Origin of the sequence: Citrobacter sp. C5_2 (genome assembly GCF_014596845.2) — a bacterium.
GTDB lineage: Bacteria > Pseudomonadota > Gammaproteobacteria > Enterobacterales > Enterobacteriaceae > Citrobacter > Citrobacter werkmanii.
On sequence record NZ_CP115032.1, the window covers coordinates 3,387,348 to 3,413,295 of the forward strand.

24 protein-coding genes are annotated in these 25,948 nt (G+C 55.1%); 10 read left to right on the plus strand and 14 right to left on the minus strand.

Annotated elements, in window-relative coordinates; all coding sequences use genetic code 11:
• Window positions 1–409: 409 nt before the first annotated feature.
• From bioD to bioB, 4 genes are read right to left on the minus strand one after another with little or no spacing between them, the layout of a single operon-like run.
• Window positions 410–1,108 carry a dethiobiotin synthase gene (gene bioD, locus ICA20_RS16580; RefSeq protein ID WP_038639043.1) on the minus strand — a complete coding sequence of 233 codons (699 nt, stop codon included), beginning with the start codon at window positions 1,106–1,108 and terminating at the stop codon, window positions 410–412.
• Window positions 1,101–1,856 (minus strand): malonyl-ACP O-methyltransferase BioC, encoded by a 756-nt coding sequence (gene bioC / locus ICA20_RS16585; protein ID WP_038639040.1) that lies wholly within the window; start codon window positions 1,854–1,856, stop codon window positions 1,101–1,103. The genes bioD and bioC overlap by 8 nt, the downstream gene beginning before the upstream one ends.
• Window positions 1,840–2,997 carry an 8-amino-7-oxononanoate synthase gene (gene bioF / locus ICA20_RS16590; protein ID WP_038639037.1) on the minus strand — a complete coding sequence of 386 codons (1,158 nt, stop codon included), beginning with the start codon at window positions 2,995–2,997 and terminating at the stop codon, window positions 1,840–1,842. The genes bioC and bioF overlap by 17 nt, the downstream gene beginning before the upstream one ends.
• Window positions 2,994–4,034 (minus strand): biotin synthase BioB, encoded by a 1,041-nt coding sequence (gene bioB / locus ICA20_RS16595; protein ID WP_038639034.1) that lies wholly within the window; start codon window positions 4,032–4,034, stop codon window positions 2,994–2,996. Before bioB ends, bioF begins: the two co-directional genes overlap by 4 nt.
• Before the next feature lie 76 nt (window positions 4,035–4,110).
• Between bioB and bioA the strand changes: the two genes are divergently transcribed.
• On the plus strand, window positions 4,111–5,400 hold the full coding sequence (bioA, locus tag ICA20_RS16600) for an adenosylmethionine--8-amino-7-oxononanoate transaminase (RefSeq protein WP_038639031.1): 1,290 nt from the start codon (window positions 4,111–4,113) through the stop codon (window positions 5,398–5,400).
• A gap of 57 nt (window positions 5,401–5,457) precedes the next feature.
• Window positions 5,458–5,934, plus strand: a complete 477-nt coding sequence (locus tag ICA20_RS16605; RefSeq protein ID WP_038639028.1) for a kinase inhibitor — start codon at window positions 5,458–5,460, stop codon at window positions 5,932–5,934.
• Between the two features lie 95 nt (window positions 5,935–6,029).
• On the opposite strand, the gene hutH is transcribed toward ICA20_RS16605, so the two are convergent.
• From hutH to hutI, 5 genes are all read right to left on the minus strand, one after another.
• Window positions 6,030–7,550, minus strand: a complete 1,521-nt coding sequence (gene hutH, locus ICA20_RS16610; protein ID WP_038639024.1) for a histidine ammonia-lyase — start codon at window positions 7,548–7,550, stop codon at window positions 6,030–6,032.
• 1 nt (window position 7,551) lies between these two features.
• Entirely contained in the window at window positions 7,552–9,237 is a 1,686-nt protein-coding gene (gene hutU / locus ICA20_RS16615; protein ID WP_038639022.1) for a urocanate hydratase, read from the minus strand.
• Window positions 9,238–9,374: 137 nt separating this feature from the next.
• The gene (locus ICA20_RS16620) at window positions 9,375–10,094 is read right to left on the minus strand and encodes a histidine utilization repressor (RefSeq protein WP_038639017.1); all 720 of its coding nucleotides are present in this window, start codon (window positions 10,092–10,094) and stop codon (window positions 9,375–9,377) included.
• Between the two features lie 86 nt (window positions 10,095–10,180).
• Window positions 10,181–11,122, minus strand: coding sequence for a formimidoylglutamase (gene hutG / locus ICA20_RS16625; protein WP_038639014.1), 942 nt, complete (start codon window positions 11,120–11,122; stop codon window positions 10,181–10,183).
• Window positions 11,119–12,342 (minus strand): imidazolonepropionase, encoded by a 1,224-nt coding sequence (hutI, locus tag ICA20_RS16630; RefSeq protein ID WP_038639011.1) that lies wholly within the window; start codon window positions 12,340–12,342, stop codon window positions 11,119–11,121. The genes hutG and hutI overlap by 4 nt, the downstream gene beginning before the upstream one ends.
• A gap of 224 nt (window positions 12,343–12,566) precedes the next feature.
• Between hutI and ICA20_RS16635 the strand changes: the two genes are divergently transcribed.
• Window positions 12,567–13,850 (plus strand): putative acyl-CoA thioester hydrolase, encoded by a 1,284-nt coding sequence (locus ICA20_RS16635; protein WP_038643084.1) that lies wholly within the window; start codon window positions 12,567–12,569, stop codon window positions 13,848–13,850.
• Between the two features lie 82 nt (window positions 13,851–13,932).
• Here ICA20_RS16635 and pgl read toward each other — a convergent pair whose 3' ends face one another.
• Window positions 13,933–14,928, minus strand: coding sequence for a 6-phosphogluconolactonase (gene pgl, locus ICA20_RS16640; protein WP_038639009.1), 996 nt, complete (start codon window positions 14,926–14,928; stop codon window positions 13,933–13,935).
• 165 nt (window positions 14,929–15,093) lie between these two features.
• Between pgl and ICA20_RS16645 the strand changes: the two genes are divergently transcribed.
• Window positions 15,094–15,912 carry a pyridoxal phosphatase gene (locus ICA20_RS16645; RefSeq protein ID WP_038639005.1) on the plus strand — a complete coding sequence of 273 codons (819 nt, stop codon included), beginning with the start codon at window positions 15,094–15,096 and terminating at the stop codon, window positions 15,910–15,912.
• Here ICA20_RS16645 and modC read toward each other — a convergent pair whose 3' ends face one another.
• From modC to ICA20_RS16665, 4 genes are all read right to left on the minus strand, one after another.
• Window positions 15,913–16,971, minus strand: a complete 1,059-nt coding sequence (modC, locus tag ICA20_RS16650; protein WP_038638999.1) for a molybdenum ABC transporter ATP-binding protein ModC — start codon at window positions 16,969–16,971, stop codon at window positions 15,913–15,915.
• 2 nt (window positions 16,972–16,973) lie between these two features.
• Window positions 16,974–17,663 carry a molybdate ABC transporter permease subunit gene (gene modB / locus ICA20_RS16655; RefSeq protein ID WP_038638996.1) on the minus strand — a complete coding sequence of 230 codons (690 nt, stop codon included), beginning with the start codon at window positions 17,661–17,663 and terminating at the stop codon, window positions 16,974–16,976.
• A complete protein-coding gene (gene modA, locus ICA20_RS16660; protein WP_038638993.1) occupies window positions 17,663–18,436 on the minus strand; it encodes a molybdate ABC transporter substrate-binding protein in 774 nt (257 codons plus the stop codon). Before modA ends, modB begins: the two co-directional genes overlap by 1 nt.
• A gap of 198 nt (window positions 18,437–18,634) precedes the next feature.
• Window positions 18,635–18,784, minus strand: a complete 150-nt coding sequence (locus tag ICA20_RS16665; protein WP_003023026.1) for an AcrZ family multidrug efflux pump-associated protein — start codon at window positions 18,782–18,784, stop codon at window positions 18,635–18,637.
• Window positions 18,785–18,914: 130 nt separating this feature from the next.
• On the opposite strand from ICA20_RS16665, the gene modE reads away from it, so the two are divergent.
• The 6 genes from modE (at window position 18,915) to galM (ending at window position 25,719) form a co-directional block, all read left to right on the plus strand.
• Window positions 18,915–19,703 carry a molybdenum-dependent transcriptional regulator gene (gene modE / locus ICA20_RS16670; protein ID WP_038638991.1) on the plus strand — a complete coding sequence of 263 codons (789 nt, stop codon included), beginning with the start codon at window positions 18,915–18,917 and terminating at the stop codon, window positions 19,701–19,703.
• Between the two features lie 67 nt (window positions 19,704–19,770).
• Window positions 19,771–21,243 (plus strand): molybdate ABC transporter ATP-binding protein ModF, encoded by a 1,473-nt coding sequence (gene modF / locus ICA20_RS16675; RefSeq protein WP_038638987.1) that lies wholly within the window; start codon window positions 19,771–19,773, stop codon window positions 21,241–21,243.
• A gap of 217 nt (window positions 21,244–21,460) precedes the next feature.
• A complete protein-coding gene (gene galE / locus ICA20_RS16680) occupies window positions 21,461–22,477 on the plus strand; it encodes a UDP-glucose 4-epimerase GalE (protein WP_038638984.1) in 1,017 nt (338 codons plus the stop codon).
• 9 nt (window positions 22,478–22,486) lie between these two features.
• Window positions 22,487–23,533, plus strand: coding sequence for a galactose-1-phosphate uridylyltransferase (gene galT / locus ICA20_RS16685; RefSeq protein ID WP_038638980.1), 1,047 nt, complete (start codon window positions 22,487–22,489; stop codon window positions 23,531–23,533).
• A gap of 3 nt (window positions 23,534–23,536) precedes the next feature.
• Entirely contained in the window at window positions 23,537–24,685 is a 1,149-nt protein-coding gene (gene galK / locus ICA20_RS16690) for a galactokinase (RefSeq protein WP_038638977.1), read from the plus strand.
• Window positions 24,679–25,719, plus strand: coding sequence for a galactose-1-epimerase (gene galM, locus ICA20_RS16695; RefSeq protein ID WP_038638973.1), 1,041 nt, complete (start codon window positions 24,679–24,681; stop codon window positions 25,717–25,719). The genes galK and galM overlap by 7 nt, the downstream gene beginning before the upstream one ends.
• Window positions 25,720–25,948 lie beyond the last annotated feature (229 nt).

Consider the following 25,948-nt stretch of genomic DNA (forward strand, 5'->3'; position numbering starts at 1 on the left):
TTTAACATTTGTCAAGCCAGCCGATGAAAGTTTTATGGCAACACATGACACTTCTGCGACAGCCATTGCTTTTATCTAACTATCTGTAATTTAAAGATTATTATCTCAAGCCGTCTTTCGCATCAATTTAGTCGCAGGCCGCGTCTTCTCTCGCTTACATTGTGTTTTCTAACCCTAATACACAAGGTTATCCACAGGAATAGTGGATAACTGCTTCCAGCCCGTGTGGACTGTAGCCTGGCAAAAACACCCTGACTCTCTTTTCCGCTGGGCTAAAAAAAAATTATCGCTATTTTTTGATATTTATCAGCTAACGAGGCGGCCAGGGAGAGCCGAGATCTTGCTCGCATTTTCACCATTTTCTTGTCCGCGTACTGCAATAGCGACCAGCGTTATTTCCCGTCTCGATTCAACCATCTGATGCCGTCAAAGACAAAATGCTGAGATCGAGATAACGTCCGGTCGATGTCTGCTCAGGATCTTCTGCCAGCCAGGGAATTTCCCCCAGCCCAGGTGCCGGGATCACGCGCTTTAGCGTCGCCATGTATTCAGCATGACGTTTGCCGGGCGGCGTCACATCATTGGCTACCCATCCGGCAAGCGTCAGTCCGGCCTGCTGCACCGCCTGGGCGGTCAGAATAGCGTGATTGATGCAGCCGAGCTTAACGCCAACCACCAGAATCACCGGCAACTGTTCTGTTTTGACCCAGTCGGAAAAACTCAGCGTTGGCGAAAGCGGCGTAAACCATCCACCAGCCCCCTCCACCAGTACCCAGTCAGCCTGCGCTTCAAGCGTGCGTAACCCTGCAGACATCACGGAAGCCAGAATGGGGCGACCTTCGTCGGCGCTGATGATATGCGGCGATGTAGGTTCAGCGAAGCAGTAGGGATTAATCGCCGCATAGTCGGCCGCCACAACGCTATTGCGTTGTAATGCCAACGCATCGCTGTTTCGCAGGCCATCAGCCGTCATTTCGCTGCCCGACGCCACGGGCTTATAGCCAACGGCGCGCAACCCCAGTTGTCCCGCCGCCTGGAGCAGCGCGCAGCTGGCGACAGTTTTACCGACTTCGGTATCTGTCCCGGTGACAAAATACGTTTTAGCCACGTTGAATTACTCCTAAAAAAAGATGGTAGGTCAGCGGATATTTCCCCTGCTGACAGGGCCAGGCTAACTGTAGCTGGCGCAGCTGAGCGCGCGTCAGCACACGTTGCTCGCGCCCATCATGCAAATGCGTCGCGCCAATGCCTTTTAGCGAACGCATGGCGCTCAGCGCATCATCAAACCACAGCGTGACGGCATGAGACTGGTATTCAACATCCCAGCCATACAGGGCGTTTTCCAGTTGCGCCACGGGCAAAAAACGGTTGGCGTGCTCCCGATCGTCAACCGCCTGCCAGGCCTGACGAAGTTCCGGCATCGACCCCTGCGCCAGGGTACTAAACGCCACCGTCCCGCCAGGACGCACCACCCGGTAAAGCTCACTTAACGCGCCGCGCAGGTTGTCACACCACTGTACGGCCAGATTACTCCAGGCCAGGTCAAAGCTCGCGCTTGCCTGCGGGATGGCCTCGATATCTGCCAGCAGATAATGGTGGGCGACATCGTGACGCTGCGCTTCAGTCAGCATTTGCGACGACAGATCCAGCGCGCAAACCTCGCTCCCCTGCTCACGCCAGTAGCGACTCATACGTCCAGGCCCACAGCCCGCATCCAATACCTGCGAGAACGTGCCGCCATCCAGTAACGCCAGTAACGCATCGGCACTTTGACGCTGTAGCTCTGCGTGTTGCTCATAGTGGGTGGCCGCGCGGCCAAACGCGGCGGCAATCGCCCGTTTATTGACCTGCGCCATGCAACACCTCCAGTAGACGATCGATATCCTGCACCTCATGCGCCTGGGTCAGCGTCAGCCGTAATCTGGCCGTACCGGCGGGCACCGTCGGCGGGCGAATTGCCGTCACCCAACATCCCTGTTGCCGTAGTGTGTCCGCCAGTTGCAAAGCTTTATGGTTATCGCCAACAATCAGCGGCTGAATAGCACTGGTTGAATTCGCCAGCGTTAAACCCGGCGTATTCACCCCGGCGCGAAAACGCTGGATCAGCATCGCTAACTTTTCCCGGCGTTCATCACCTTCGCGGCTGCGGATCACCGCCAGCGCGGCGCGCAGAGCCTGAGCCTGCGCCGGAGGCATACTGGTGCTGTAGATCAGATGACGGGCAAACTGCAACAGATAGTCGGCCACGCTGTCAGAACACAGGATTGCCGCGCCGCTGACGCCAAATCCTTTGCCAAACGTCACCACTAACAGTTCGGGTTTGACCTGCTGTCGCCAGCAGGAACCGCGTCCTTCTGCACCGGTTACGCCAACGCCGTGCGCATCATCCACCAGTAGCCACGCACCGTGTCGTTCCGCCACCGCGTGGATTTCAGCGAGCGGCGCGCTGTCGCCATCCATGCTGAATACGCCTTCAGTGACCACGAGCTGCTGCCCCGGACAGGGGGCAGTCAGCAGACGCTCCAGATGATGCGGATCGTTATGGGTAAAGCGACGTAGAACAGCCGGGCTAAGGCTGGCGGCCTCCAACAGCGAGGCATGGCTAAGCCTGTCGGCGACAATACGATCGTCTTTTTCCATCAATGCGGCTATCACCGCCTGATTAGCGGCAAAACCGGAGATAAATAACAGCGCCCGCGAATAGCCCAGCCACTGCGCCAGCTCTTCTTCCAGCGCCTGGTGAGCCACGGAATACCCGCTGACATGACCCGAGCCGCCGCTGCCGACGCCAAAACGTTCAGCTCCCTGCTGCCAGGCGCAGATAATCTGCGGATGGTGGCTCAGGCCAAGGTAGTCGTTGCTGGAGAAATTCAGATACTGGCGGCCGTCGGCCTGCAGCCAGCGACCGGCGCCCTGGGTCACCGCATAGCGCTGCCGCCACGCATCAGCGCAACGACGCGCCGTGAGCGCATCGCCAATTTTTTGCTGCCAGGTCATACGGTTGCCGCGTTGTAGTAATCATCGGTATCCGGGGTACGCAGCGCCTGCTCGAGACGTTGTTGCTGTTCGTTATCCCCCGCCAGCACCGCCGTTTGCTGCGGGTTGAGACCCAGCTTGCGGAATAACAGCAAATCTTTATCTTCGTTCGGGTTCGGCGTGGTCAGCAGTTTGCAGCCGTAGAAAATCGAGTTAGCGCCGGCCATAAAGCACATCGCCTGGGTTTGCTCGTTCATCTGCTCGCGCCCGGCGGAAAGACGCACGTAAGAGGTTGGCATCATGATGCGCGCCACGGCGATGGTACGGATGAAATCAAACGCGTCGACGTCGTCGTTATCGGCAAGCGGCGTGCCCTTCACCTTCACCAGCATGTTGATCGGCACGCTTTCCGGCGGTGTCGGCAGATTGGCTAATTGCAGCAGCAGACCGGCGCGATCGGTGACCGTTTCGCCTAATCCGACAATACCGCCTGAGCAGACTTTAATCCCGGCTTCACGCACTTTATCCAGCGTATCCAGACGTTCCTGATAAGACCGGGTAGTGATGATATTGCCGTAAAACTCCGGCGAGGTGTCGAGGTTATGGTTGTAGTAATCCAGTCCCGCGTTGGCCAGGCGCTGAGCCTGGGTTTCGTTGAGCGTTCCCAGCGTCATGCAGGCTTCCAGCCCCAATGCTTTCACGCCCTGAACCATCTGTTCCAGGTAAGGCATATCGCGCTCGTGCGGGTTCTTCCACGCCGCCCCCATGCAAAACCGCGTTGAACCGGCCTGCTTCGCCTTACGCGCCGAGTCCAGTACCTGTTCCACTTCCATCAAGCGTTCAGTTTCCAGACCCGTTTTATAGCGAGAACTTTGCGGGCAGTATTTGCAGTCTTCCGGGCAGGCGCCAGTCTTAATCGACAACAGCGTACTGACCTGTACCTGCCGCGGATCGAAGTGCTGACGATGAATCTGTTGCGCTTCAAACAGGAGATCAAGCAGTGGTTTTTCAAATAATTCGGTGACTTGCGACATTGTCCAGCGGGAAGAATGAGCCATATTGGTATACGTTTCGTTGTCAGTTTGGTGTAGACTCGTAAACCTAAATCTTTTTAATTTGGTTTACAAGTCGATTATGACAACGGATGATCTTGCGTTTGACCAACGCCATATCTGGCACCCTTACACTTCCATGACCTCCCCATTGCCGGTGTATCCGGTGGCGCGGGCCGAAGGTTGTGAACTGATTTTAGCCAGCGGCGAGCGGCTCATTGACGGGATGTCATCCTGGTGGGCGGCGATCCACGGTTACAATCATCCGCAGTTGAACGCCGCAATGAAAACGCAGATTGACGCCATGTCGCACGTGATGTTTGGCGGCATTACCCATGCCCCGGCCATTACGCTGTGTCGCCAACTGGTGGACATGACGCCAGAAGCGCTAGAGTGCGTTTTTCTCGCGGATTCAGGTTCGGTCGCGGTGGAAGTGGCGATGAAAATGGCGCTGCAATACTGGCAGGCCAAAGGGGAATCTCGTCAGCGTTTCCTGACATTTCGTAACGGCTATCACGGCGATACCTTCGGCGCGATGTCGGTCTGCGATCCCGACAACTCAATGCACAGTCTGTGGAAAGGGTATCTGCCGGAAAACCTGTTTGCGCCTGCGCCGCAAAGCCGCATGGGCGGCGAGTGGGACGAACTGGACATGGTGCCTTTTGCCCGCCTGATGGCCGCGCATCGTCACGAAATTGCGGCGGTGATCCTCGAGCCAATTGTGCAAGGCGCTGGCGGTATGCGCATGTACCATCCTGAGTGGTTAAAGCGTATCCGTAAGATGTGCGACCGGGAAGGCATCCTGCTGATTGCCGATGAGATTGCCACCGGATTTGGCCGCACCGGCAAGCTGTTTGCCTGTGAACACGCCGATATTACGCCGGATATTTTGTGCCTCGGCAAAGCATTAACCGGCGGAACGATGACCCTTTCCGCGACCCTGACCACCCGTCTGGTCGCAGAAACCATCAGCAACGGCGAAGCGGGCTGCTTCATGCACGGTCCGACCTTTATGGGCAATCCGCTGGCTTGTGCCGTCGCCTCCGCCAGCCTGTCGCTACTTAACACCGGCGAGTGGCGCTCGCAGGTCGCAGCCATTGAAGCGCAGTTGCGTGCAGAACTCGCCCCGGCGGCAGACTCCAGCCGGGTCGCCGACGTGCGCGTGCTCGGCGCAATCGGCGTGATAGAAACCACCCAGCCGGTAAATATGGCGGCACTACAGAAGTTCTTTGTCGAACAGGGCGTGTGGGTACGACCGTTTGGTAAGCTGATCTATCTGATGCCGCCGTACATTATCCAGCCCGAGCAGTTGCGCCGCCTTACGCAAGCCGTCAATGAGGCTGTGCGCCATGCAACATTTTTTAGCGATTAAACAGCGGTAAGCTCTACGGTTTCTGGCTACACTTTTTGGCTAACGAGAGGAGTCAGTATGAAACTAATCAGTAACGATCTGCGCGATGGGGAGAAGCTTGGGCATCGTCACGTCTTTAACGGCATGGGATATGACGGGGATAATATTTCCCCGCATCTGGCATGGGATGATGTGCCCGCCGGGACTAAGAGCTTTGTCGTGACCTGTTACGATCCTGATGCGCCCACCGGCTCCGGCTGGTGGCACTGGGTAGTCGTTAATCTGCCTGCGGATACCCGCGTTCTCACGCAAGGCTTCGGCTCCGGGCTGGTTGCACTGCCGGACGGGGTGATTCAGACCCGTACGGATTTTGGTAAAGCCGGTTATGGCGGCGCAGCGCCGCCGAAGGGGGAAACTCATCGCTATATCTTTACGGTTCACGCGCTGGATGTAGAGCGTATTGATGTCGATGAGGACGCCAGCGGCGCGATGGTTGGATTTAATGTTCACTTCCACTCGCTCGCCAGCGCCTCGATTACCGCAATGTTTAGTTAATCTCTGTTGGGCCGGATATCGGCTTCGCCTCATCCGGCCTACAAAGCAGATCGTAGGCCTGATAAGACGCGTTAGCGTCGCCATCAGGCAATTTTCTACAGAAATTCGGGCAGCAATTTCAACAACGTTCCTTGCGCTAACAGTTCGGTCGCGGACTCAATTTCCGGGGCGAAAAAGCGATCCTGCGTATAGTGGGCAACCTGCTCGCGTAGCGCCTGGCGCGCCTGCTCCAGCAATGGACTTGAGGTTAACCCTTCACGTAGATCGATTCCCTGACACGCCGCCAGCCACTCGACGGCAATCACGCCGCGCGTATTCGCCGCCATCTCCCACAGCCTGCGACCCGCCGCCGGCGCCATAGACACATGATCCTCCTGGTTGGCGGAGGTCGGTAAGCTGTCTACACTGTGCGGATGCGCCAGCGCTTTGTTCTCGCTCGCCAGCGCGGCAGCCGTGACTTGCGCAATCATAAAGCCGGAGTTAACTCCGCCATTTTTCACCAGGAAAGGCGGCAGTTGCGACATGTGTTTATCCATCATTAACGCAATGCGTCGCTCCGATAATGCCCCGATTTCCGCAATCGCCAGCGCCAGGTTATCCGCCGCCATCGCCACGGGTTCAGCATGGAAGTTGCCGCCGGAAATCACATCGCCTTCTTCGGCAAACACCAGCGGGTTGTCGGAAACCGCGTTAGCTTCCACCAGCAGAACATCCATCACCTGGCGCATTTGCGTCAGACATGCCCCCATCACCTGCGGCTGACAGCGCAGAGAATACGGATCCTGTACTTTTTCACAGTTATGATGCGACTGCGAAAGCGCGCTGGAATCCGTCAACACATGGCGGTACAGCGCCGCGGCGTCAATCTGTCCGCGTTGTCCTCGCGCGGCATGAATCCGCGCATCAAACGGACGACGGGAGCCTAGCACGGCTTCGGTGGTCAGCGCCCCGCACACCGTCGCCGACGCAAACAGTTCCTGAGCTTCAATTAGCCCACGCAGCGCAAAAGCCGTCGAAGCCTGAGTCCCGTTAAGCAACGCCAGCCCTTCTTTCGCCTCCAGCGTTATAGGCTCCAGCCCGGCCTTTTTCAGCGCTTCGGTCGCCGGGAGCCATTCCCCCTGCCAGCGCGCCTTCCCTTCACCCAGCAGCGTCAGAGACATATGCGCCAACGGCGCCAGGTCACCCGATGCCCCCACTGAACCTTTCGCCGGGATCAGCGGATACACCCCGGCATTCACCAGCGCAATCAGCGCTTCAATCACGCTCAGGCGAATACCGGAAAAACCGCGCGCCAGGCTGTTGATTTTCAGCACCATAATCAGACGCACCATCGCGTCGTCCAGCGCCTCGCCGACGCCAGCCGCATGAGAAAGCACCAACGAGCGCTGTAAATTCTGCAAATCTTCTGTGGCGATACGGGTCTGCGCCAGTAGGCCAAAACCGGTATTAATGCCGTATGCCGTACGGCCTTCAGCAACAATGTTATTGACGCAGGCGACGCTTGCATTAATGGCGTCAATCGCGTTGGCATCAAGGCTTAGCTGGACCGGCTGCTGCCAGATGTCACGAAGTTGTGCAAAAGTCAGTTGGCCCGGCGTTAATGTCATGGTATTCATCTCAGCGTTTCCCCTGCGTCGCAGCGACCATCGGCAAATTCAGCCCTTCTTCAACGGCGCATTCCACCGCAATATCATATCCGGCGTCAGCGTGGCGCATTACACCGGTAGCCGGATCGTTATGCAATACCCGGGCAATACGCGCAGCGGCTTCATCGGTGCCATCACAAACAATGACCATCCCGGCATGCTGGGAGAAACCCATTCCCACTCCGCCGCCGTGGTGCAATGACACCCACGTCGCGCCGCTGGCGGTGTTCAGCAGCGCATTCAGCAGCGGCCAGTCGGATACGGCGTCAGACCCGTCGCGCATGGCTTCGGTTTCGCGGTTCGGGCTGGCAACGGAGCCGGAGTCCAGATGGTCACGACCAATAACAATTGGCGCGGACACTTCGCCGCTGCGCACCATTTCATTAAACGCCAGCCCCAGCTTCTGCCGCCATTCCAGGCCGACCCAGCAGATACGCGCCGGTAAGCCCTGGAAGTTAATCCGCTCACGCGCCATATCCAGCCAGTGATGCAGGTGTTTATCGTCAGCCACGATCTCTTTCACTTTGGCATCGGTTTTATAAATATCCTGCGGATCGCCGGAAAGCGCCACCCAGCGGAACGGGCCAATGCCACGGCAGAACAGCGGTCGAATATACGCTGGCACAAAACCGGGGAAATCAAAGGCGTTTTCCACGCCCATCTCTTTGGCCATCTGGCGAATGTTATTGCCGTAATCAAACGTCGGTACGCCCATTTTGCTAAACGCCAGCATCGCTTCGACATGCGTTGCCATTGAGCGTTTCGCCGCCTGCACCGTGCCCTGCGGATCGGACACCGCTTTCGCCTGATACTCTTCCCAGCTCCAGCCGGACGGCAGATAACCATGCAGCGGATCGTGGGCGCTGGTCTGGTCGGTCACCATATCCGGGCGCACACCACGCTTCACCAGCTCCGGCACAACGTCGGCGGCATTCGCGCACAGCGCAATGGAAACCGCTTTCCCTTCGCGGATGTACTTATCGATACGCGCCAGCGCATCGTCCAGCGATGTCGCCTGCTCGTCCACGTAACGGGTACGCAGACGGAAATCAATGCGGCTTTGCTGACATTCAATATTCAGCGAGCATGCGCCCGCCAGCGTCGCGGCTAACGGCTGCGCCCCGCCCATGCCGCCCAGCCCGGCGGTTAACACCCAGCGTCCGCTCAGGTTACCCTGATAATGCTGACGTCCGGCCTCAACGAAGGTTTCATACGTCCCCTGCACGATGCCCTGGCTGCCGATGTAGATCCAACTCCCGGCGGTCATCTGACCGTACATCGCCAGCCCTTTGGCATCCAGCTCGTTAAAGTGTTCCCAGGTTGCCCAGTGCGGAACCAGGTTGGAGTTAGCAATCAGTACGCGCGGGGCATTGTCATGGGTTTTGAACACACCGACCGGTTTACCCGACTGGACCAGCAGGGTCTCATCGCTCTCCAGTTGCGTCAGCGCATTGACGATGGCGTCGTAACACGCCCAGTCACGTGCAGCGCGACCAATCCCGCCGTATACCACCAGCTCATGCGGATTTTCCGCCACGTCGGGATCCAGGTTGTTCATTAACATGCGCAGCGGCGCTTCGGTCAGCCAGCATTTGGCCGTTAAGGTAGTGCCACGCGGGGCACGAATATCCTGCTGACGATATTTGCTATGGGACATGACAGAAAACTCCTCGCGAACGTCGGATAGATAAGTAACATATACTTGTCTATACAAGTTGCCGCAAGGGTGATTTTAACAATTAAGATACATTTTTATTATATTGCGTCAGCAATCACGGTTTTGGTATCCCGACATCAGGACATAAACCGTCCTTGCAGGCGATAGCGGGAACCCGGAAACAGCAAACGGGCATGAGAGACAATGGATGATGCGGACCAGGTTTTGCGGCGGATCAGCAAGCAGGGATCGTGTTCTTTGATTTTCAGCAGCGCGCACTCTTCCGCACTGGCGCGTACCGCTTCGACAATGTGCTCACCTTCCGTTAAGGGGGCGATCAGCGACAGGTAAGCGTGAGGCGTGGTCTGGCTGTAATCCTGCGCCAGATACTCCGGCACAATCTCCGCATTCACACAGCGATCTTCAATTTGTACCGGCAAATCGTTCTCGTAGTGCACCATGATGGAGTGAAAAATGGGGGTGCCTTCTTTAACGTTTAACACTAAAGCCTGCTGCGCATTTGCCTGGGTTCTTTCCAGCGTCAGAACCTCACAGCGGTGCTGATGCTGACGCGCGTTGATTTCATCCGCAATACTGCGAATTTCAAACAGCGCAGACTGGCCTTTTGGCTCGGCGACAAACGTCCCCACCCCCTGCAAACGCACCAGCAACCCCTCATCCGTTAACTCACGCAGCGCCCGATTGATGGTCATGCGGCTAAAACCATACTGTGCCACCAGCTCTGCCTCAGACGGGATACGATCGTGAGCTTGCCAGATACCGCTGGCAATCTTTTCGCTGATCTCCTGCTTTACCTTTTCGTAAAAAGGAGCTGGAGCAGAACGGGATGGGAGCATGCGTGTGCCTTCCTTAAGCTGAAATGTGAATGGGTATAGTTTACAGACATTACCCGAACCTGATAAGCGTAACGCCCTCAGGCATGTCAGCGCCACCAGTGCGCGATTTGCCAGCCTAATCGCGCCGCAACGCGTGCCGCTCTGCCATCATCGTCAAAGCGTGGATTAAATTCAACCATATCTACCGCCTGCAGTTTACCGCTACGACAAAGGGGTTCAATCAGCCCCAACAGCGTCGCCAACGGTACGCCCAGCGCGGCGGGCGCTGACACCGCGGGCATTTCCCAAACCGGCAGTACGTCAAGGTCGATAGTCAGATAGATGACATCCGCGCCAGAGGCAAACTGCGCCAGTTGGGCCTGTGCCGAATCACAGTGCAAATCTTCCACCACGGTGACACCAAGCCGCTGCGCTTCATCCCACAGCGCCTGGGTATTTGCCGCCCGACTGACGCCGATACAGGCATAGTGAAATCCGCGTTGCTGTTCATCGCAAAGGTGCGCCAGCTGGCGAAACGGCGTACCAGATGTGGCCTGTTCGGCATGACGCAAATCGAGATGCGCGTCGAGATTGATGATGCCCACTTTTGCCTGCGGGAACGCATCCAGCACGCCAGCGCCATGGGCAAACGCGGTTTCGTGTCCTCCCCCCAGTACCAGGGTACGCATTTTCGCCTGCTGACAGCGCTGTACCGCCTTGCGTAGCGCTTGCTGCGCCCCCTCAAGATCGGGGGCCTGCGCCACAATATTCCCCAGATCCACCAGCCGCTGATGCCCGTCGTGACTGGCTAAATTCGCCAGCGCTTTACGTAGCGCATCTGGCGCTCCGGCGGCTCCCGTACGCCCCTGATTACGTTTAACGCCTTCATCACAGGCAAAACCAAGTAGCGCTATCTGCTCAGAGTGCATTTCCGGTGAAAACGCCGGACTCAGCGTGATAGTCTGAAACAGGCGCAGCGCAGTCGGCGACTCGGCGCGGTCATCTCGCCCCTGCCATAGCGCAGGAGACGCAGGTTGCCAGTTAGTCATGCAGGTTGTCCTTTGAATACACGTTGGTAGAGCGGGTTACGCCCGGGCTCATAGAGGATCTCGACCGGGAGTTCGGCATCCCACACCACAAAATCAGCCACAAACCCGGCCTTCAATTGACCGTGAGAGGCATGACGTCCCAGCGCCCGGGCCGCATGACGGGTGACGCCAGCCCACGCTTCTTCCGGCGTTAAGCCAAACTGGACGCAAGCCATATTCATCGCCCAGTGCAGACTGATAAACGGACTGGTGCCAGGGTTGAAGTCGGTCGCCACCGCCATCGGCACCTGATATTGCCGTAACAGCTCTACCGGCGGACGCTGTTGCTCATTGAGGAAATAGAAAGCGCCGGGCAACAACACCCCAACCGTACCGCTTTGGCTCATCGCCGCCACGCCCGCTTCATCGAGATATTCAATATGATCGGCGGATAAACCGTGGTAGCGGCTCACCAGTTGAGCGCCGCCGAGCAATGACAGTTGTTCAACATGCGCTTTGATCGGGATGCCCAGCGCCTGAGCGGCCTGAAACACCCGCTCACTTTGCGCCAGCGTAAAACCGACGCTTTCGCAGAACAGATCGACGGTCTCGAACAGCCCTTGCTCCCACAACTGCGGCAAAATAGTCTCGCATACCAGCGTAATATAGCCGTCAGGATCGCCCCGGTATTCCGCAGGGGTAGCATGGGCGGCCAACAGCGTCGGGCTTATTTCAATCACATCCTCCGCCGCCAGCGCTGCCACCACACGTAAAATTTTCTCTTCTGTCTGCAAATCCAGACCATAACCAGACTTTATTTCCAGTAGCGTAACGCCTTCTTTGATTAACCGCTCCATTCTCTGATGCGCTATATGAAGAAGTTGTTCATCAGTGGCGCTACGGGTCGCCGACACGGTGGCATTAATACCGCCCCCCTGGGCACTTATCTGCTGATAAGAAACACCGTTAAGCCGCTGCTCCCATTCACCTGCGCGATTCCCGCCAAAGACCAGGTGCGTATGGCAGTCGATCAGGCCAGGCGTCACCAGCCGGCCCTGCATATCAAAAGTATTGTCATGTGTGAGGTATAACGAAGACTCCGGCACAATAGCGCGAATCTTACCCTGGCGGACGATCAACGCATGTCCATCCACCAGCCCATACGGGTTATCACGTTCAGGATCCATGGTCGCCAGGCGAACATTGCGCCAGATAACATCATCAGGGAAGAATTGCTGCATTTGACTCACCACTTGTCATAGGTTGTATAGACATTTATTTTTGATTCAGCGGATGTTGTCAACCTGGATGAGCATAATTGTTATCTATTTGTGATATAAGGTCTCTCCGCGCCGGGCATTACGGCGATAAAAAAGAACTTTTTACCTTTTAACCTTCCCGTTTCGCTCAACTTAGTATAAAAAAGCAGGCTTCAATGGATAACTTTCAAAGCCCGGAGCAACCTGTGAACATATCATCAGTTTCCCGTCTGGCGCTGGCAATGGCTTTTGGCGTGACGCTGACCGCCTGTAGCTCTACACCGCCCGATCAAATTCCTTCCGATCAGACCGCGCCTGGCACCGCTTCGCGCCCGATTCTGTCGGCCAATGAAGCGAAAAACTTCGTCGCCGCGCACTATTTTTCCGCGCTGACGCCAAACACCGCGCCGTGGAGCCCTTCTGCTATTACTTTGCCCGCGCAGCCTGACTTTGTCGTTGGCCCGGCAGGTACCCAGGGCGTGACGCATACCAGCATTCAGGCCGCGGTTGATGCGGCAATCATCAAACGTACCAACAAACGTCAGTACATCGCGATCATGCCGGGCGAATATCAGGGCACTGTCTATATCCCGGCAGCGACAGGTAGCCTGACGCTTTACGGTACTGGCGAAAAACCGCTGGATGTGAAAATTGGCCAGGCCATTGACGGTGATATGAGCACCGCTGACTGGCGTCGTACGGTGAACCCGGGCGGTAAATATATGCCGGGCAAACCAGCGTGGTATATGTTTGATAATTGCCAGAGCAAGCGCGGCACCAATATTGGCGTGATGTGTTCTGCGGTCGTTTGGTCGCAAAATAACGGTCTGCAATTGCAGAACCTGACCATTGAAAACAACCTCGGTGATAGCGTTGATGCAGGGAACCATCCGGCAGTCGCACTGCGTACCGATGGCGATAAAGTACAGATCAACAACGTCAACATCCTGGGTCGCCAGAACACCTTCTTCGTGACCAATAGCGGCGTACAAAACCGTCTGGAAAACGATCGTCAGCCGCGTACGCTGGTGACGAACAGCTACATTGAAGGCGATGTGGATATCGTGTCTGGTCGTGGCGCGGTGGTATTCGATAACACCGATTTCCGCGTTGTGAACTCCCGTACCCAGCAGGAAGCGTACGTGTTTGCACCGGCTACCCTGTCAAACATCTACTACGGTTTCCTGGCTATCAATAGCCGCTTCACGGCAAGTGGTGATGGCGTGGCGCAACTGGGCCGCTCGCTGGATGTTGATTCTAACACCAATGGACAGGTGGTTATTCGCGACAGCGTGATTAACGAAGGCTTTAACATGGCGAAACCGTGGGCTGACAGCGTTATCTCAAAACATCCCTTTACCGGTAATACCGGCACGGAAGATGATAAAGGCGAAATCCAGCGTAACCTGAACGACACTAACTTCAACCGCATGTGGGAATACAACAACCGCGGTATTGGTAGCAAAGTGGTTGCAGAGCCTAAGCAGTAATTGCCATTCTCTAATGTAAACCCGGCAGACTCATGCTCTGCCGGGCAATGTGCCGGATACTCATCCGGCATTAGACGCAATATTAGTACGCGTTAACCACCACCCACATCGGGCCTTGTCCTACCGCGTAACGACCTTTCTCCGTCAGCAATCCTTGTTCGCCAGCAATCTCGTACACCGCGATGTGATGAGATTTTTGCCCGGCGGCAATCAGGTATTTACCGCTGTGGTCGATATTAAAACCGCGTGGTTGCGTTTCGGTCGGCTGGAAGCCTTCTTTAGTCAGCACGCTTCCGTCTTCTGAGACGCTAAACACCGTAATCAGACTGGCGGTACGATCGCAGGCATACAAATGACGACCATCCGGCGTAATATGAATATCTGCCGCCCATCGGGTATCGGAGAAATCAGCAGGCATCATATCCAGCGTCTGTACGCATTCAATTTTGCCGTGCGGATCTTTCAGTTCCCAGACGTCAACAGAGCTGTTCAGCTCATTCACGCAATAGGCGTATTGCTTATTCGGATGGAACACCATATGACGCGGACCCGCGCCTTCCACGGTGGTCACTTCTGCCGGCTCCTGCGCGACCAGATGACCATCATCACTGACGTCAAACAGACAGATACGATCCTGTTTCAATGCCGGAACCCACAGAGTACGGTTATCCGGAGAGATGTTGGCCGAGTGGCAACCATCCAGACCGTCAACCACATCCAGGAGCTCCACCGGCAGACCATTTTCCAGACGCGTGACGCTGACGCTGCCCGCATTATAGGAACCGACAAACACGAAGCGCCCCTGATGATCGGTAGAAATATGCGTCGGACTACCCGGCAGCGCAGACTCCGCAACGAAGGTCAGCGCACCGTCATCAGGCGCAATACGATATGCCAGAACACGAAACTCCGGACGCACACCGACATAGAGATAGCGCTTATCCGGGCTGACGACCATCGGCTGTACCTGACCCGGTACATCAACCACCTGGGTCAGCGTCAAAGACCCATCGTGATTCAGGCTCCAGACATGAATTTGCTGACTCTCAGGACTGGCGGTATAAACGGTTTGTTTCATGAATACTCCTTTGCTTGTTGGCAGGTGGCTGCAATTGCCTGACACACGCCTAAGGTAGACGCTTTTAACGGTGAATGCTTAATCAAGACTCAGAATTTTGTCCGGCTCCCGTCTCGGTGTACCATTCCAGCAGACACAATTCTCAACCTTAATCTGGAAAAACCTATGACCGCACGCGTGATTGCCCTGGATTTAGACGGTACCTTACTGACCCCGAAAAAGACCTTGTTGCCATCCTCTCTTGAAGCGCTCTCACGCGCCAGAGAAGCAGGCTACCAACTTATCATTGTCACAGGTCGCCATCACGTTGCTATTCATCCTTTTTATCAGGCACTGGCGCTGGATACACCTGCAATTTGCTGCAACGGCACTTACTTGTATGATTATCATGCAAAAAAGGTACTGGAATCCGATCCTCTCCCGGTTGACCAGGCATTGCAGCTGATCGAAATGCTGGATGAACATCAAATTCATGGACTGATGTATGTTGACGAGGCCATGCTGTATGAGCGTCCGACCGGGCATGTGGTGCGTACCGCTAACTGGGCGCAAACGCTACCGCCGGAACAGCGCCCAACCTTCACCCAGGTTCCTTCGCTGGCGCAGGCCGCGCATGATGTCAACGCCGTGTGGAAATTTGCCCTGACCGACGAAGATATTCCAAAACTGCAGCAGTTTGGTAAAAACGTTGAACAACAACTGGGGCTGGAGTGTGAATGGTCCTGGCATGATCAAGTCGACATTGCCCGTAAAGGTAACAGCAAAGGGCGACGTCTTACTCAGTGGATCGAAGCGCAGGGTGGGTCAATGGAAAATGTGATCGCCTTTGGCGACAACTTTAACGATATCAGCATGCTGGAAGCCGCAGGCACCGGCGTGGCGATGGGTAACGCTGATGACGCGGTCAAAGCCCGCGCCAACATCGTGATTGGTGACAACACCACCGACAGCATCGCGAAGTTTATCTACACCCACCTGCTGTAATCAGGCGGTGATCGACACACTCTTAATTTGCGCGTACAGCCACAGGCCAGGTTTGATGCCAAGCTCATCCCTGGCCCACGGGCTGATCCTCGCCCACAGCGTTTTCCCGCCCACCTCAAGCTGCACTTCCACCTGACCGTTATCGTCATAGCACTGGGCGACCTTCGCACGCAGTATGTTACGAATACTGGTCTGCTGCGGCGGCTGGAGTACCAGCGAAACATCAGACGCCTGAATGCGAATGCGCAGCACGGATTGCAGCGGCTGCTCAAGCTTGTTGACCCACAGATGCTGATCGCCCAGCGCCAGCGCGGTCATCGCATAGTGAGGATGATGCTCCAGCACGCTGACTTTCAGAATGCTGCTCTGCTGTTCTTTCGGCAGCCAGGGATGCATTACGCTACTCCCCCAGACGTCCTCCAGCGAACCAAATGCTTTAACCTGCCCGTTTTCCAGCACCATCACTTTGTCTGCCAGGTGCAAAATTTCATCAAGCGAGTGGCTGACATACAGCATCGGAATATTAATTTCACGCGCCAGACGTTGCAGATAAGGTAGCAGTTCGCGTTTGCGCGGAATATCCAGTGAGGCTAACGGTTCATCAAGCAGCAATAACTCTGGCGCGGTAAGCAGCGCCCGACCAATGGCAACGCGCTGTTTTTCGCCGCCGGAAAGACTTCCCGGTAGGCGATCGAGCAGCGGTTCAATGCCCAGCAGCGCCACCAGCTTATCAAACTGCCCGGCCATGCTTTTCGCCATACCGTAACGCAGGTTACCGCGCACCTTATAATGGGGAAACAGACGCGCATCCTGGAATACATAGCCCACCCGACGCTTTTCAGGCGTTAAGCAGATTCCGTTTTCAACATCGTTTAACACCCGACCGTTAAGCACAATACGTCCGGACTGCGGCTGCGTCAGGCCGCTGATAGCGTTAATCAGCGACGTTTTCCCTGCGCCGGAAACACCAAAAATAGCGGTAATCCCACTGGCAGGCAGCGTTTCGTTGAGCGTCAGGCAATGGGTTCCCAACGTCTGGGAGAAGTTAAGTTCCAGCATGATTATCGCCCCGTCCGCTCACGGCTAATACGCGCCAGCCATTCAGAAATCAGCAGTGAAATCAGCGCCAATACAATAGAAATAATGCATAACCTTGCCGCTGCGCTTTCGCCGCCAGGCGTTTGGATCAGGGTATACATCGCCGAGGGGATAGTGCGGGTTTCGCCAGGAATATTGGAGACAAAGGTAATCGTTGCGCCGAATTCCCCGAGGGAACGCGCGAACGCCAGCACCGTCCCGACAATAATGCCGGGCAACATCAGCGGTAAGGTAATGGTCATGAATACGCGCCAGCGTCCGGCCCCGAGCGTACGCGCCGCCTGCTCCAGCTTGACGTCGACGCCTTCAAGTGCCAGACGAATTGCCCGCACCATAAGAGGGAAAGACATCACCGCCGCAGCCAGCACCGCACCGCGCCAGCTAAAGGCAAAGGTGATGCCAAACCAGTCATACAGCCGCTCACCGATAAACCCGCGCCGCCCCATGGCGACTAACAACAGATACCCCACCACCACCGGCGGCAGCACCAATGGCAAATGCAAAACACTGTCGAGCAGCGCTTTGCCCGGGAAGGTGCATCGCACAAGCAGCCAGGCAAAGAAGATCCCAAACGGCAAACTAAACAGCACGGCCAGGGAAGAAACTTTCAGGCTCAGTATGACGGCCTGCCATTCAGGATCGGTCAGTATCATTACTTGGTCGTAAATCCATAACGTTTAAAAATTTCAGCAGCCTGCGGTCCTTTCAGGTAATCATAGAACGCGCTGACCGTTGCGTTTTTGTGCCCATCAACAATCGCGATAGGGTATTCCACTTTTTTGTGTGAATCTTCCGGGAAGGTCGCGACAACCTTGACGCCTTTGCTGGCGACAGCATCGGAACCATAGACGATCCCCAGCGGCGCTTCGTTACGTTCTACCAGCGCCAGCGCACCGCGAACGTCTTCCGCAGGTGCCAGTTTCGGCGCCAGAGTATCCCATGCGCCCAATTTTTGCAGTGCTTCCTTGGCATAAATGCCCGCCGGAACATGTTCCGGATCGCCGACAGCCAGGCGTCCACCATTCAGCAAACGGGTCCAGTTGGTTTTACTGTCGATAGTAAAGTCTTGCTGGGCGCTGGCTTTCGGCGCCACCACCACCAGACTGTTGCCTAACAGCGTTGCACGCGTGGCGGTATCCATCGATTTTTTATCGACCGCATAATCCATCCATTTCTGATCGGCAGAAATAAACAGGTCAGCAGGCGCGCCTGCTTCAATCTGACGCGCCAGCGTAGAAGAAGAGGCAAAAGAGGAGACGACGCCAACGTTCTTCTCTTTTTTGTATTGCGTCGCAATATCCTGCATCGCGTTGGTGAGCGAAGCCGCTGCGAATACCGTGATTTTCCCTTCATCCGCCAATGCATGTCCTGCGACAGAAAGAGAAAGCGTCGCCCCTGCAAACAAGCGTAACCATGTGCGTGCCATCTGTAGCTCCTTTGAGTTTCGTTATGTACGCGCAAATATAACGGTTAAGCCAGAATTTTCCCAGCGGTTATTGATACCAATTAGAGGTTACGCCATGAAAATATCGGCACGAGAAGCAGGATCTTGATAAACTGTTGTCTGTGAAAACGAGCTGAAAGGCAAAAATATAAACGCCCGACTGAGCGGGCGTTTGGGGAATCAATGATTCTGTCTGGACTGGTCTTTCTGACCGATACCGGAAAAAATGTTGAACACTTCACCCAATCCGTAAATCAGACCCAGAATGATGGCCATCACCACAGGTACCATGATTACGGCGAATACCAGACTTTTCAATAACTCTAACATGGTCAACTCCAGATATAGTCCTTAGTTGTATTCTAACCACATCACGCAGAAAAGCACTCCCCTTTTGTGCGGTTGGCTTTGCGCACACACGGTTTTCCGTCACAATACCCTTTTTTGCCAGGAGCTTGTGATGCAGGCCGAAATCCTTCTTACGCTGAAACTTCAGCAAAAACTGTTTGCCGATCCCCGTCGCATTTCTCTGCTCAAGCACATTGCGCTTTCCGGCTCCATCAGTCAGGGCGCGAAGGATGCGGGTATCAGTTATAAAAGCGCCTGGGACGCGATTAACGAAATGAACCAGCTCAGTGAGCAGACGCTGGTTGAGCGCGCCACCGGCGGTAAAGGCGGCGGCGGCGCGGTGTTGACGCGTTACGGCCAGCGTCTGATCCAACTGTATGATTTGCTCGCTCAAATTCAACAAAAAGCGTTTGATGTATTGAGCGATGACGATGCGCTGCCGCTCAATAGCCTGCTGGCAGCCATTTCCCGCTTTTCACTGCAAACCAGCGCCCGTAACCAATGGTTTGGCACGATTACCGCTCGCGACCACGATCAGGTTCAGCAGCATGTCGACGTCCTGTTGGCCGATGGCGAAACGCGTCTGAAAGTCGCGATTACTGCGCAAAGCGGTGAGCGTTTGGGTCTTGAGGAAGGTAAAGAAGTATTAATTCTGTTGAAAGCACCGTGGGTAGGCATTACCCAGGACGAGGCTATCGCTCAGGCCGCTGATAATCAGTTGCATGGAATGATCAGTCATATCGAACGTGGCGCAGAACAATGTGAGGTGTTAATGACGTTGCCAGACGGCCAGACGCTGTGTGCGACGCTGCCAGTGGAGCAGACTCACGCTTTAGCGGAAGGTGCTAACGCAACAGCATATTTTAATGCTGACAAAGTGATTATTGCGACGCTGTGCTGAGTTAATTGACATTAGCCTGAAGAACACGTATCCCTGTCATTAATTGCTGCAAATAATGGGATACAAAATGTCATCATTGCAAATTTCGCAAGGCACGTTTCGTCTTAGCGACACAAAAACGCTCCAGTTAGATGCGTTGACATTACACGCGGGTGATAGCTGGGCGTTTGTGGGCTCTAACGGCAGCGGGAAATCCGCGCTGGCCCGTGCGCTGGCAGGAGAATTGCCGCTACTGAAAGGTGAGCGGCACTGTCAGTTTACACGTATTACCCGTCTCTCCTTCGAGCAGCTACAAAAGCTGGTCAGCGACGAGTGGCAGCGAAACAACACCGATCTTCTCAGCCCCGGTGAAGATGACACCGGGCGTACCACCGCAGAAATCATTCAGGATGAGGTCAACGACCCCACTCGCTGCGCTGCGCTGGCGCAGCAGTTTGGTATTTCTTCCCTGCTCAACAGGCGTTTCAAATACCTTTCCACCGGTGAAACACGCAAAACCCTGCTCTGTCAGGCGTTAATGTCCGCACCGGATTTACTGATCCTTGATGAGCCTTTTGACGGGCTGGACGTGGCGTCCCGTCGCCAGTTAGCAGAACTGCTCGCTGAACTGCACCAGACCGGTTTTATGCTGGTACTGGTGCTTAACCGCTTTGATGAGATTCCCGAGTTCGTGCAATTTGCCGGCGTACTTGCCGATTGCACGTTGACTGAAACCGGCGCAAAAGCAGACCTTCTGCAACAGGCATTAATCGCTCAACTTGCCCATAGTGAACGCCTGGAAGGCATCCAATTACCCGAGCCGGACGAGCCTTCGGTCCGTCGCACGCTGTCCGATAACGAGCCACGTATTGTGCTTAACGATGGCACCGTCTCGTATAACGATCGCCCTATCCTGCATCATCTGAGCTGGCAGGTAAATCCGGGGGAACACTGGCAAATCGTCGGCCCCAACGGGGCGGGAAAATCAACCCTACTGAGTTTAATCACCGGCGATCACCCCCAGGGTTACAGCAACGATTTAACGCTGTTTGGCCGCCGCCGGGGTAGTGGTGAAACTATCTGGGATATTAAAAAACACATCGGCTACGTCAGCAGTAGCCTGCATCTCGATTACCGGGTCAGTACGACGGTACGCAATGTGATTCTCTCCGGCTACTTTGACTCAATCGGCATCTATCAGGCCGTCTCTGACAGACAGCACAAACTGGTCCAGCAGTGGCTGGATATTCTGGGCATGGATAAACGTACCGCGGATGCGCCGTTCCACAGTCTTTCCTGGGGGCAGCAACGGCTGGCGTTGATTGTGCGTGCGCTGGTTAAACACCCGACTTTGTTAATCCTCGACGAGCCTTTGCAAGGCCTGGACCCGCTCAATCGCCAACTGATTCGTCGGTTTGTGGATGTACTGATCGGTGAAGGCGAAACCCAGCTGCTGTTTGTCTCCCACCATGCTGAAGACGCCCCGGCCTGCATTACCCATCGACTGGAGTTTGTGCCCGAGGGCGATGTCTACGCCTATCAACAAACCTCTCTGCGTTAATTTTCATTTGAGGGCGTTTAACACGCCCTTTTTTCTGCATTTTTTTCAGATAAACGCCGAGATAACAACTTAACCTTATGATTTAAAATAAAATAACCAATGCAAACGAGTGAAAACATTACTGTGTAAACGATTCCACTAATTTATTCCATGTCACACTTTTCGCATCTTTGTTATGCTATGGTTATTGCATACCATAGGCTTAACGGAGCGAATTATGAGAGTATTGGTTACAGGTGGTAGCGGTTACATAGGAAGCCACACTTGCGTGCAGTTGCTGAAAAACGGTCACGAGGTGGTGATCCTGGATAACCTCTGCAACAGCAAGCGCAGCGTTCTGCCCGTCATCGAGCGCTTAGGCGGCAAGCACCCGACTTTCGTGGAAGGGGATATTCGTAACGAAGCGCTGATAACCGAAATTCTGCACGATCATGCCATTGACACGGTCATCCATTTTGCCGGTTTAAAAGCCGTTGGCGAGTCCGTTGCCAAGCCGCTGGAATACTATGACAACAACGTCAACGGGACGCTGCGTCTGGTAAATGCCATGCGCGCCGCCAACGTGAAAAACTTCATTTTCAGCTCCTCCGCGACCGTCTATGGCGATCAACCGCAAATTCCTTACGTTGAAAGTTTCCCCACCGGCACACCACAAAGCCCGTATGGCAAAAGTAAGCTGATGGTTGAACAGATCCTGACCGATCTGCAAAAAGCACAGCCCGACTGGAGTATCGCCTTACTGCGCTACTTCAACCCGGTTGGCGCGCATCCGTCAGGCGATATGGGTGAAGACCCGCAAGGTATTCCAAACAACCTGATGCCTTACATCGCACAGGTTGCCGTTGGCCGCCGCGAGTCCCTTGCCATATTTGGCAACGACTACCCTACCGAAGATGGCACCGGCGTTCGCGACTATATCCACGTCATGGATCTCGCAGATGGCCACGTCGCCGCGATGGAAAAACTGGCGGGCAAACAGGGCGTGCATATTTACAACCTCGGGGCGGGCATCGGCAGCAGCGTGCTGGATGTGGTCAACGCCTTCAGTAAAGCCTGCGGTAAACCGGTGAATTACCATTTTGCCCCACGTCGTGATGGCGATCTTCCGGCCTACTGGGCAGATGCCAGTAAAGCCGATCGCGAGCTCAACTGGCGCGTAACTCGCACCCTGGATGAAATGGCGCAAGACACCTGGCACTGGCAATCACGCCATCCGCAGGGATATACGGATTAAGGATCAATCATGACGCAATTCAATCCTGTCGATCATCCACACCGCCGTTTTAACCCGCTCACCGGGCAGTGGATCCTCGTCTCACCACATCGTGCAAAACGCCCCTGGCAAGGGGCGCAGGAAACACCATCTAAGCAGGTTCTACCCGCACATGACCCGGACTGCTTCCTGTGTGCAGGCAATACACGTGTTACCGGCGATAAAAACCCGGATTACACCGGGACCTATGTTTTTACTAACGACTTTGCCGCGCTGATGTCCGATACCCCGGACGCGCCGGACAGCCACGATCCGTTAATGCGCTGTCAGAGCGCGCGCGGTACCAGCCGCGTGATTTGCTTTTCGCCCGATCACAGCAAAACGCTGCCGGAACTCAGCGTGCCTGCGCTAACAGAAATCGTGAAAACGTGGCAGGAACAGACGGCAGATTTAGGCAAAACCTATCCCTGGGTGCAGGTCTTTGAGAATAAAGGCGCGGCAATGGGGTGTTCGAACCCCCATCCGCACGGGCAGATATGGGCCAATAGCTTTCTGCCCAACGAAGCCGAACGTGAAGATCGCCTGCAAAAAGCGTACTTCGCCGAACAGGGCGCGCCAATGCTCCTTGATTACGTCCAGCGTGAACTGGCGGATGGTAGCCGGACGGTCGTTGAAACAGAACACTGGCTGGCAGTCGTGCCCTACTGGGCGGCATGGCCGTTCGAAACGCTGCTGCTGCCAAAAGCGCATGTCCTGCGTATCACCGATTTGACCGACGAACAGCGCGCTGATCTGGCGCTGGCGTTGAAAAAACTGACCAGTCGTTACGACAACCTGTTCCAGTGCTCATTCCCCTACTCCATGGGCTGGCACGGCGCACCGTTTAACGGTGAAGAAAACCAACACTGGCAGTTGCACGCACACTTTTATCCGCCGCTGCTGCGTTCGGCAACCGTGCGCAAATTTATGGTCGGTTACGAAATGCTGGCGGAAACCCAGCGCGACCTGACAGCAGAACAAGCGGCTGAACGACTGCGTGCGGTCAGCGACATCCATTTTCGCGAATCCGGAGTTTAAATAATGAGTCTGAAAGAAAAAACACAATCTCTGTTTGCTGAAACATTTGGCTACCCTGCCACCCATACTATTCAGGCACCGGGCCGTGTAAACCTGATTGGCGAACATACCGATTATAACGACGGATTCGTTCTGCCCTGCGCTATCGACTATCAAACCGTGATTAGCTGTGCGACACGCGATGACAGAAAAGTTCGCGTTATCGCGGCTGACTACGATAATCAAATGGACGAGTTCTCTCTGGACGCGCCAATTATCGCTCATGACAGCCAGCAGTGGTCAAACTACGTGCGTGGCGTGGTGAAGCATCTGCAAAAGCGTAATAACGCCTTTGGCGGCGCGGATCTGGTGATCAGCGGTAATGTGCCTCAGGGCGCAGGCTTAAGCTCTTCGGCTTCGCTGGAAGTGGCGGTAGGCACCGTGTTCCAGCAGCTTTATCATCTGCCGCTCGACGGGGCGCAGATTGCTCTGAACGGCCAGGAAGCTGAAAACCAGTTTGTCGGCTGCAACTGCGGCATTATGGATCAGTTGATCTCCGCGCTTGGCAAGAAAGATCATGCGCTGCTGATCGACTGCCGTACGCTGGGCACCAAAGCCGTTTCCATGCCTGAAGGCGTGGCGGTGGTAATCATCAACAGCAATTTTAAACGTACGTTGGTGGGTAGCGAGTACAACACCCGTCGCGAACAGTGTGAAACCGGGGCGCGTTTCTTCCAGCAACCTGCCCTGCGTGATGTCAGCTTTGAAACCTTTAGCGCAGTTGCTCACGAACTGGATCCGATTGTCGCCAAACGCGTTCGTCACGTGATCACGGAAAACGCGCGTACCGTGGAAGCTGCGAATGCGCTGGAAAAAGGCGACCTGTTACGCATGGGTCAGCTGATGGCGGAATCTCACGCTTCAATGCGCGATGACTTTGAAATTACCGTGCCGCAAATTGATACGCTGGTTGAGATTGTCAAAGCAACCATCGGCGATAAAGGTGGTGTTCGTATGACAGGCGGCGGCTTCGGGGGCTGTATTGTGGCGCTGATCCCGCAAGATCTGGTGCCTGCCGTGCAGCAGGCTGTCGCCGAACAGTACGAAGCTAAAACCGGTATTAAAGAAACATTTTACGTCTGTAAACCTTCACAAGGAGCCGGACAATGTTAAACGAAATTCCCGTAATGGCGCCCGACGGTCAGCCGTTCCGCCTGCTTACCCTGCGTAACGACGCGGGGATGGTGGTCACGCTCATGGACTGGGGCGCAACGCTGCTCTCTGCGCGTATTCCACTTAGCGATGGTAGTGTGCGCGAAGCCCTGCTCGGTTGCGCCAGCCCGGAGCAGTACCCGGAACAGGCTGCGTTTCTGGGGGCTTCCATTGGCCGCTACGCTAACCGTATCGCCAACAGCCGCTATACCTTTGACGGCGAAACCTTTGAATTGCTGCCAAGTCAGGGTGATAACCAACTGCACGGCGGACCGAACGGTTTTGACAAACGTCGCTGGCAGATAGTGAATCAGAATGACCGTCAGGTGCTGTTTGCCTTAACGTCTGACGATGGCGACCAGGGTTTCCCTGGTAATCTTTGCGCCACCGCGCAGTATCGCCTGACTGACGATAATCGGATTTCGATAACCTACCGTGCCACGGTTGATAAGCCCTGCCCGGTAAATCTGACGAATCATGTCTATTTTAATCTCGACGGTGACAAAACGGATGTGCGCCAGCACAAGCTGCAAATTCTGGCGGACGAGTATTTACCCGTAGACGAAATGGGCATCCCGCATGACGGGCTGAAATCCGTCGCCGGAAGCACTTTTGATTTCCGTTCCCCGAAAATCATCGCCAGCGAATTTCTGGCCGATGACGATCAGCGCAAGGTAAAAGGTTACGATCACGCCTTCCTGCTCCAGGCACAAGGCAATGCGCGTACTCCGGCGGCTCAGGTTTGGTCTCAGGATGAAAAACTGCAGATGGTGGTTTACACCTCAGCCCCGGCATTGCAGTTTTACTCAGGAAACTTCCTTGGCGGTACGCCTTCACGTGGGCCGGAGGCCTATGAAGACTGGCAAGGTCTGGCGCTGGAAAGTGAGTTTCTGCCAGACAGCCCGAACCATCCAGAATGGCCACAGCCGGACTGCTTCCTGCATCCGGGTGAAGAGTATGCCAGCGTGACGGAATATCAGTTTATTCCTGCCTGACAGTTCATCCTGACAGGCCCGATAGCATAAATTTATCGGGCCTGTTGTTTGTTTTCCGCAGTAAACCCGCTCACCCCCCCATCATCCAAAGACAAAATCGCAACCTTGAGTTCACAAGAACCTTACACTGTGGCGCTATTTTCGCTATGGTTATGCGTAAGCATTGCCGCTGACTCATTACGGCAATATAATGAGAATTATTATCATTAAATATGATTGATAGGAGTGA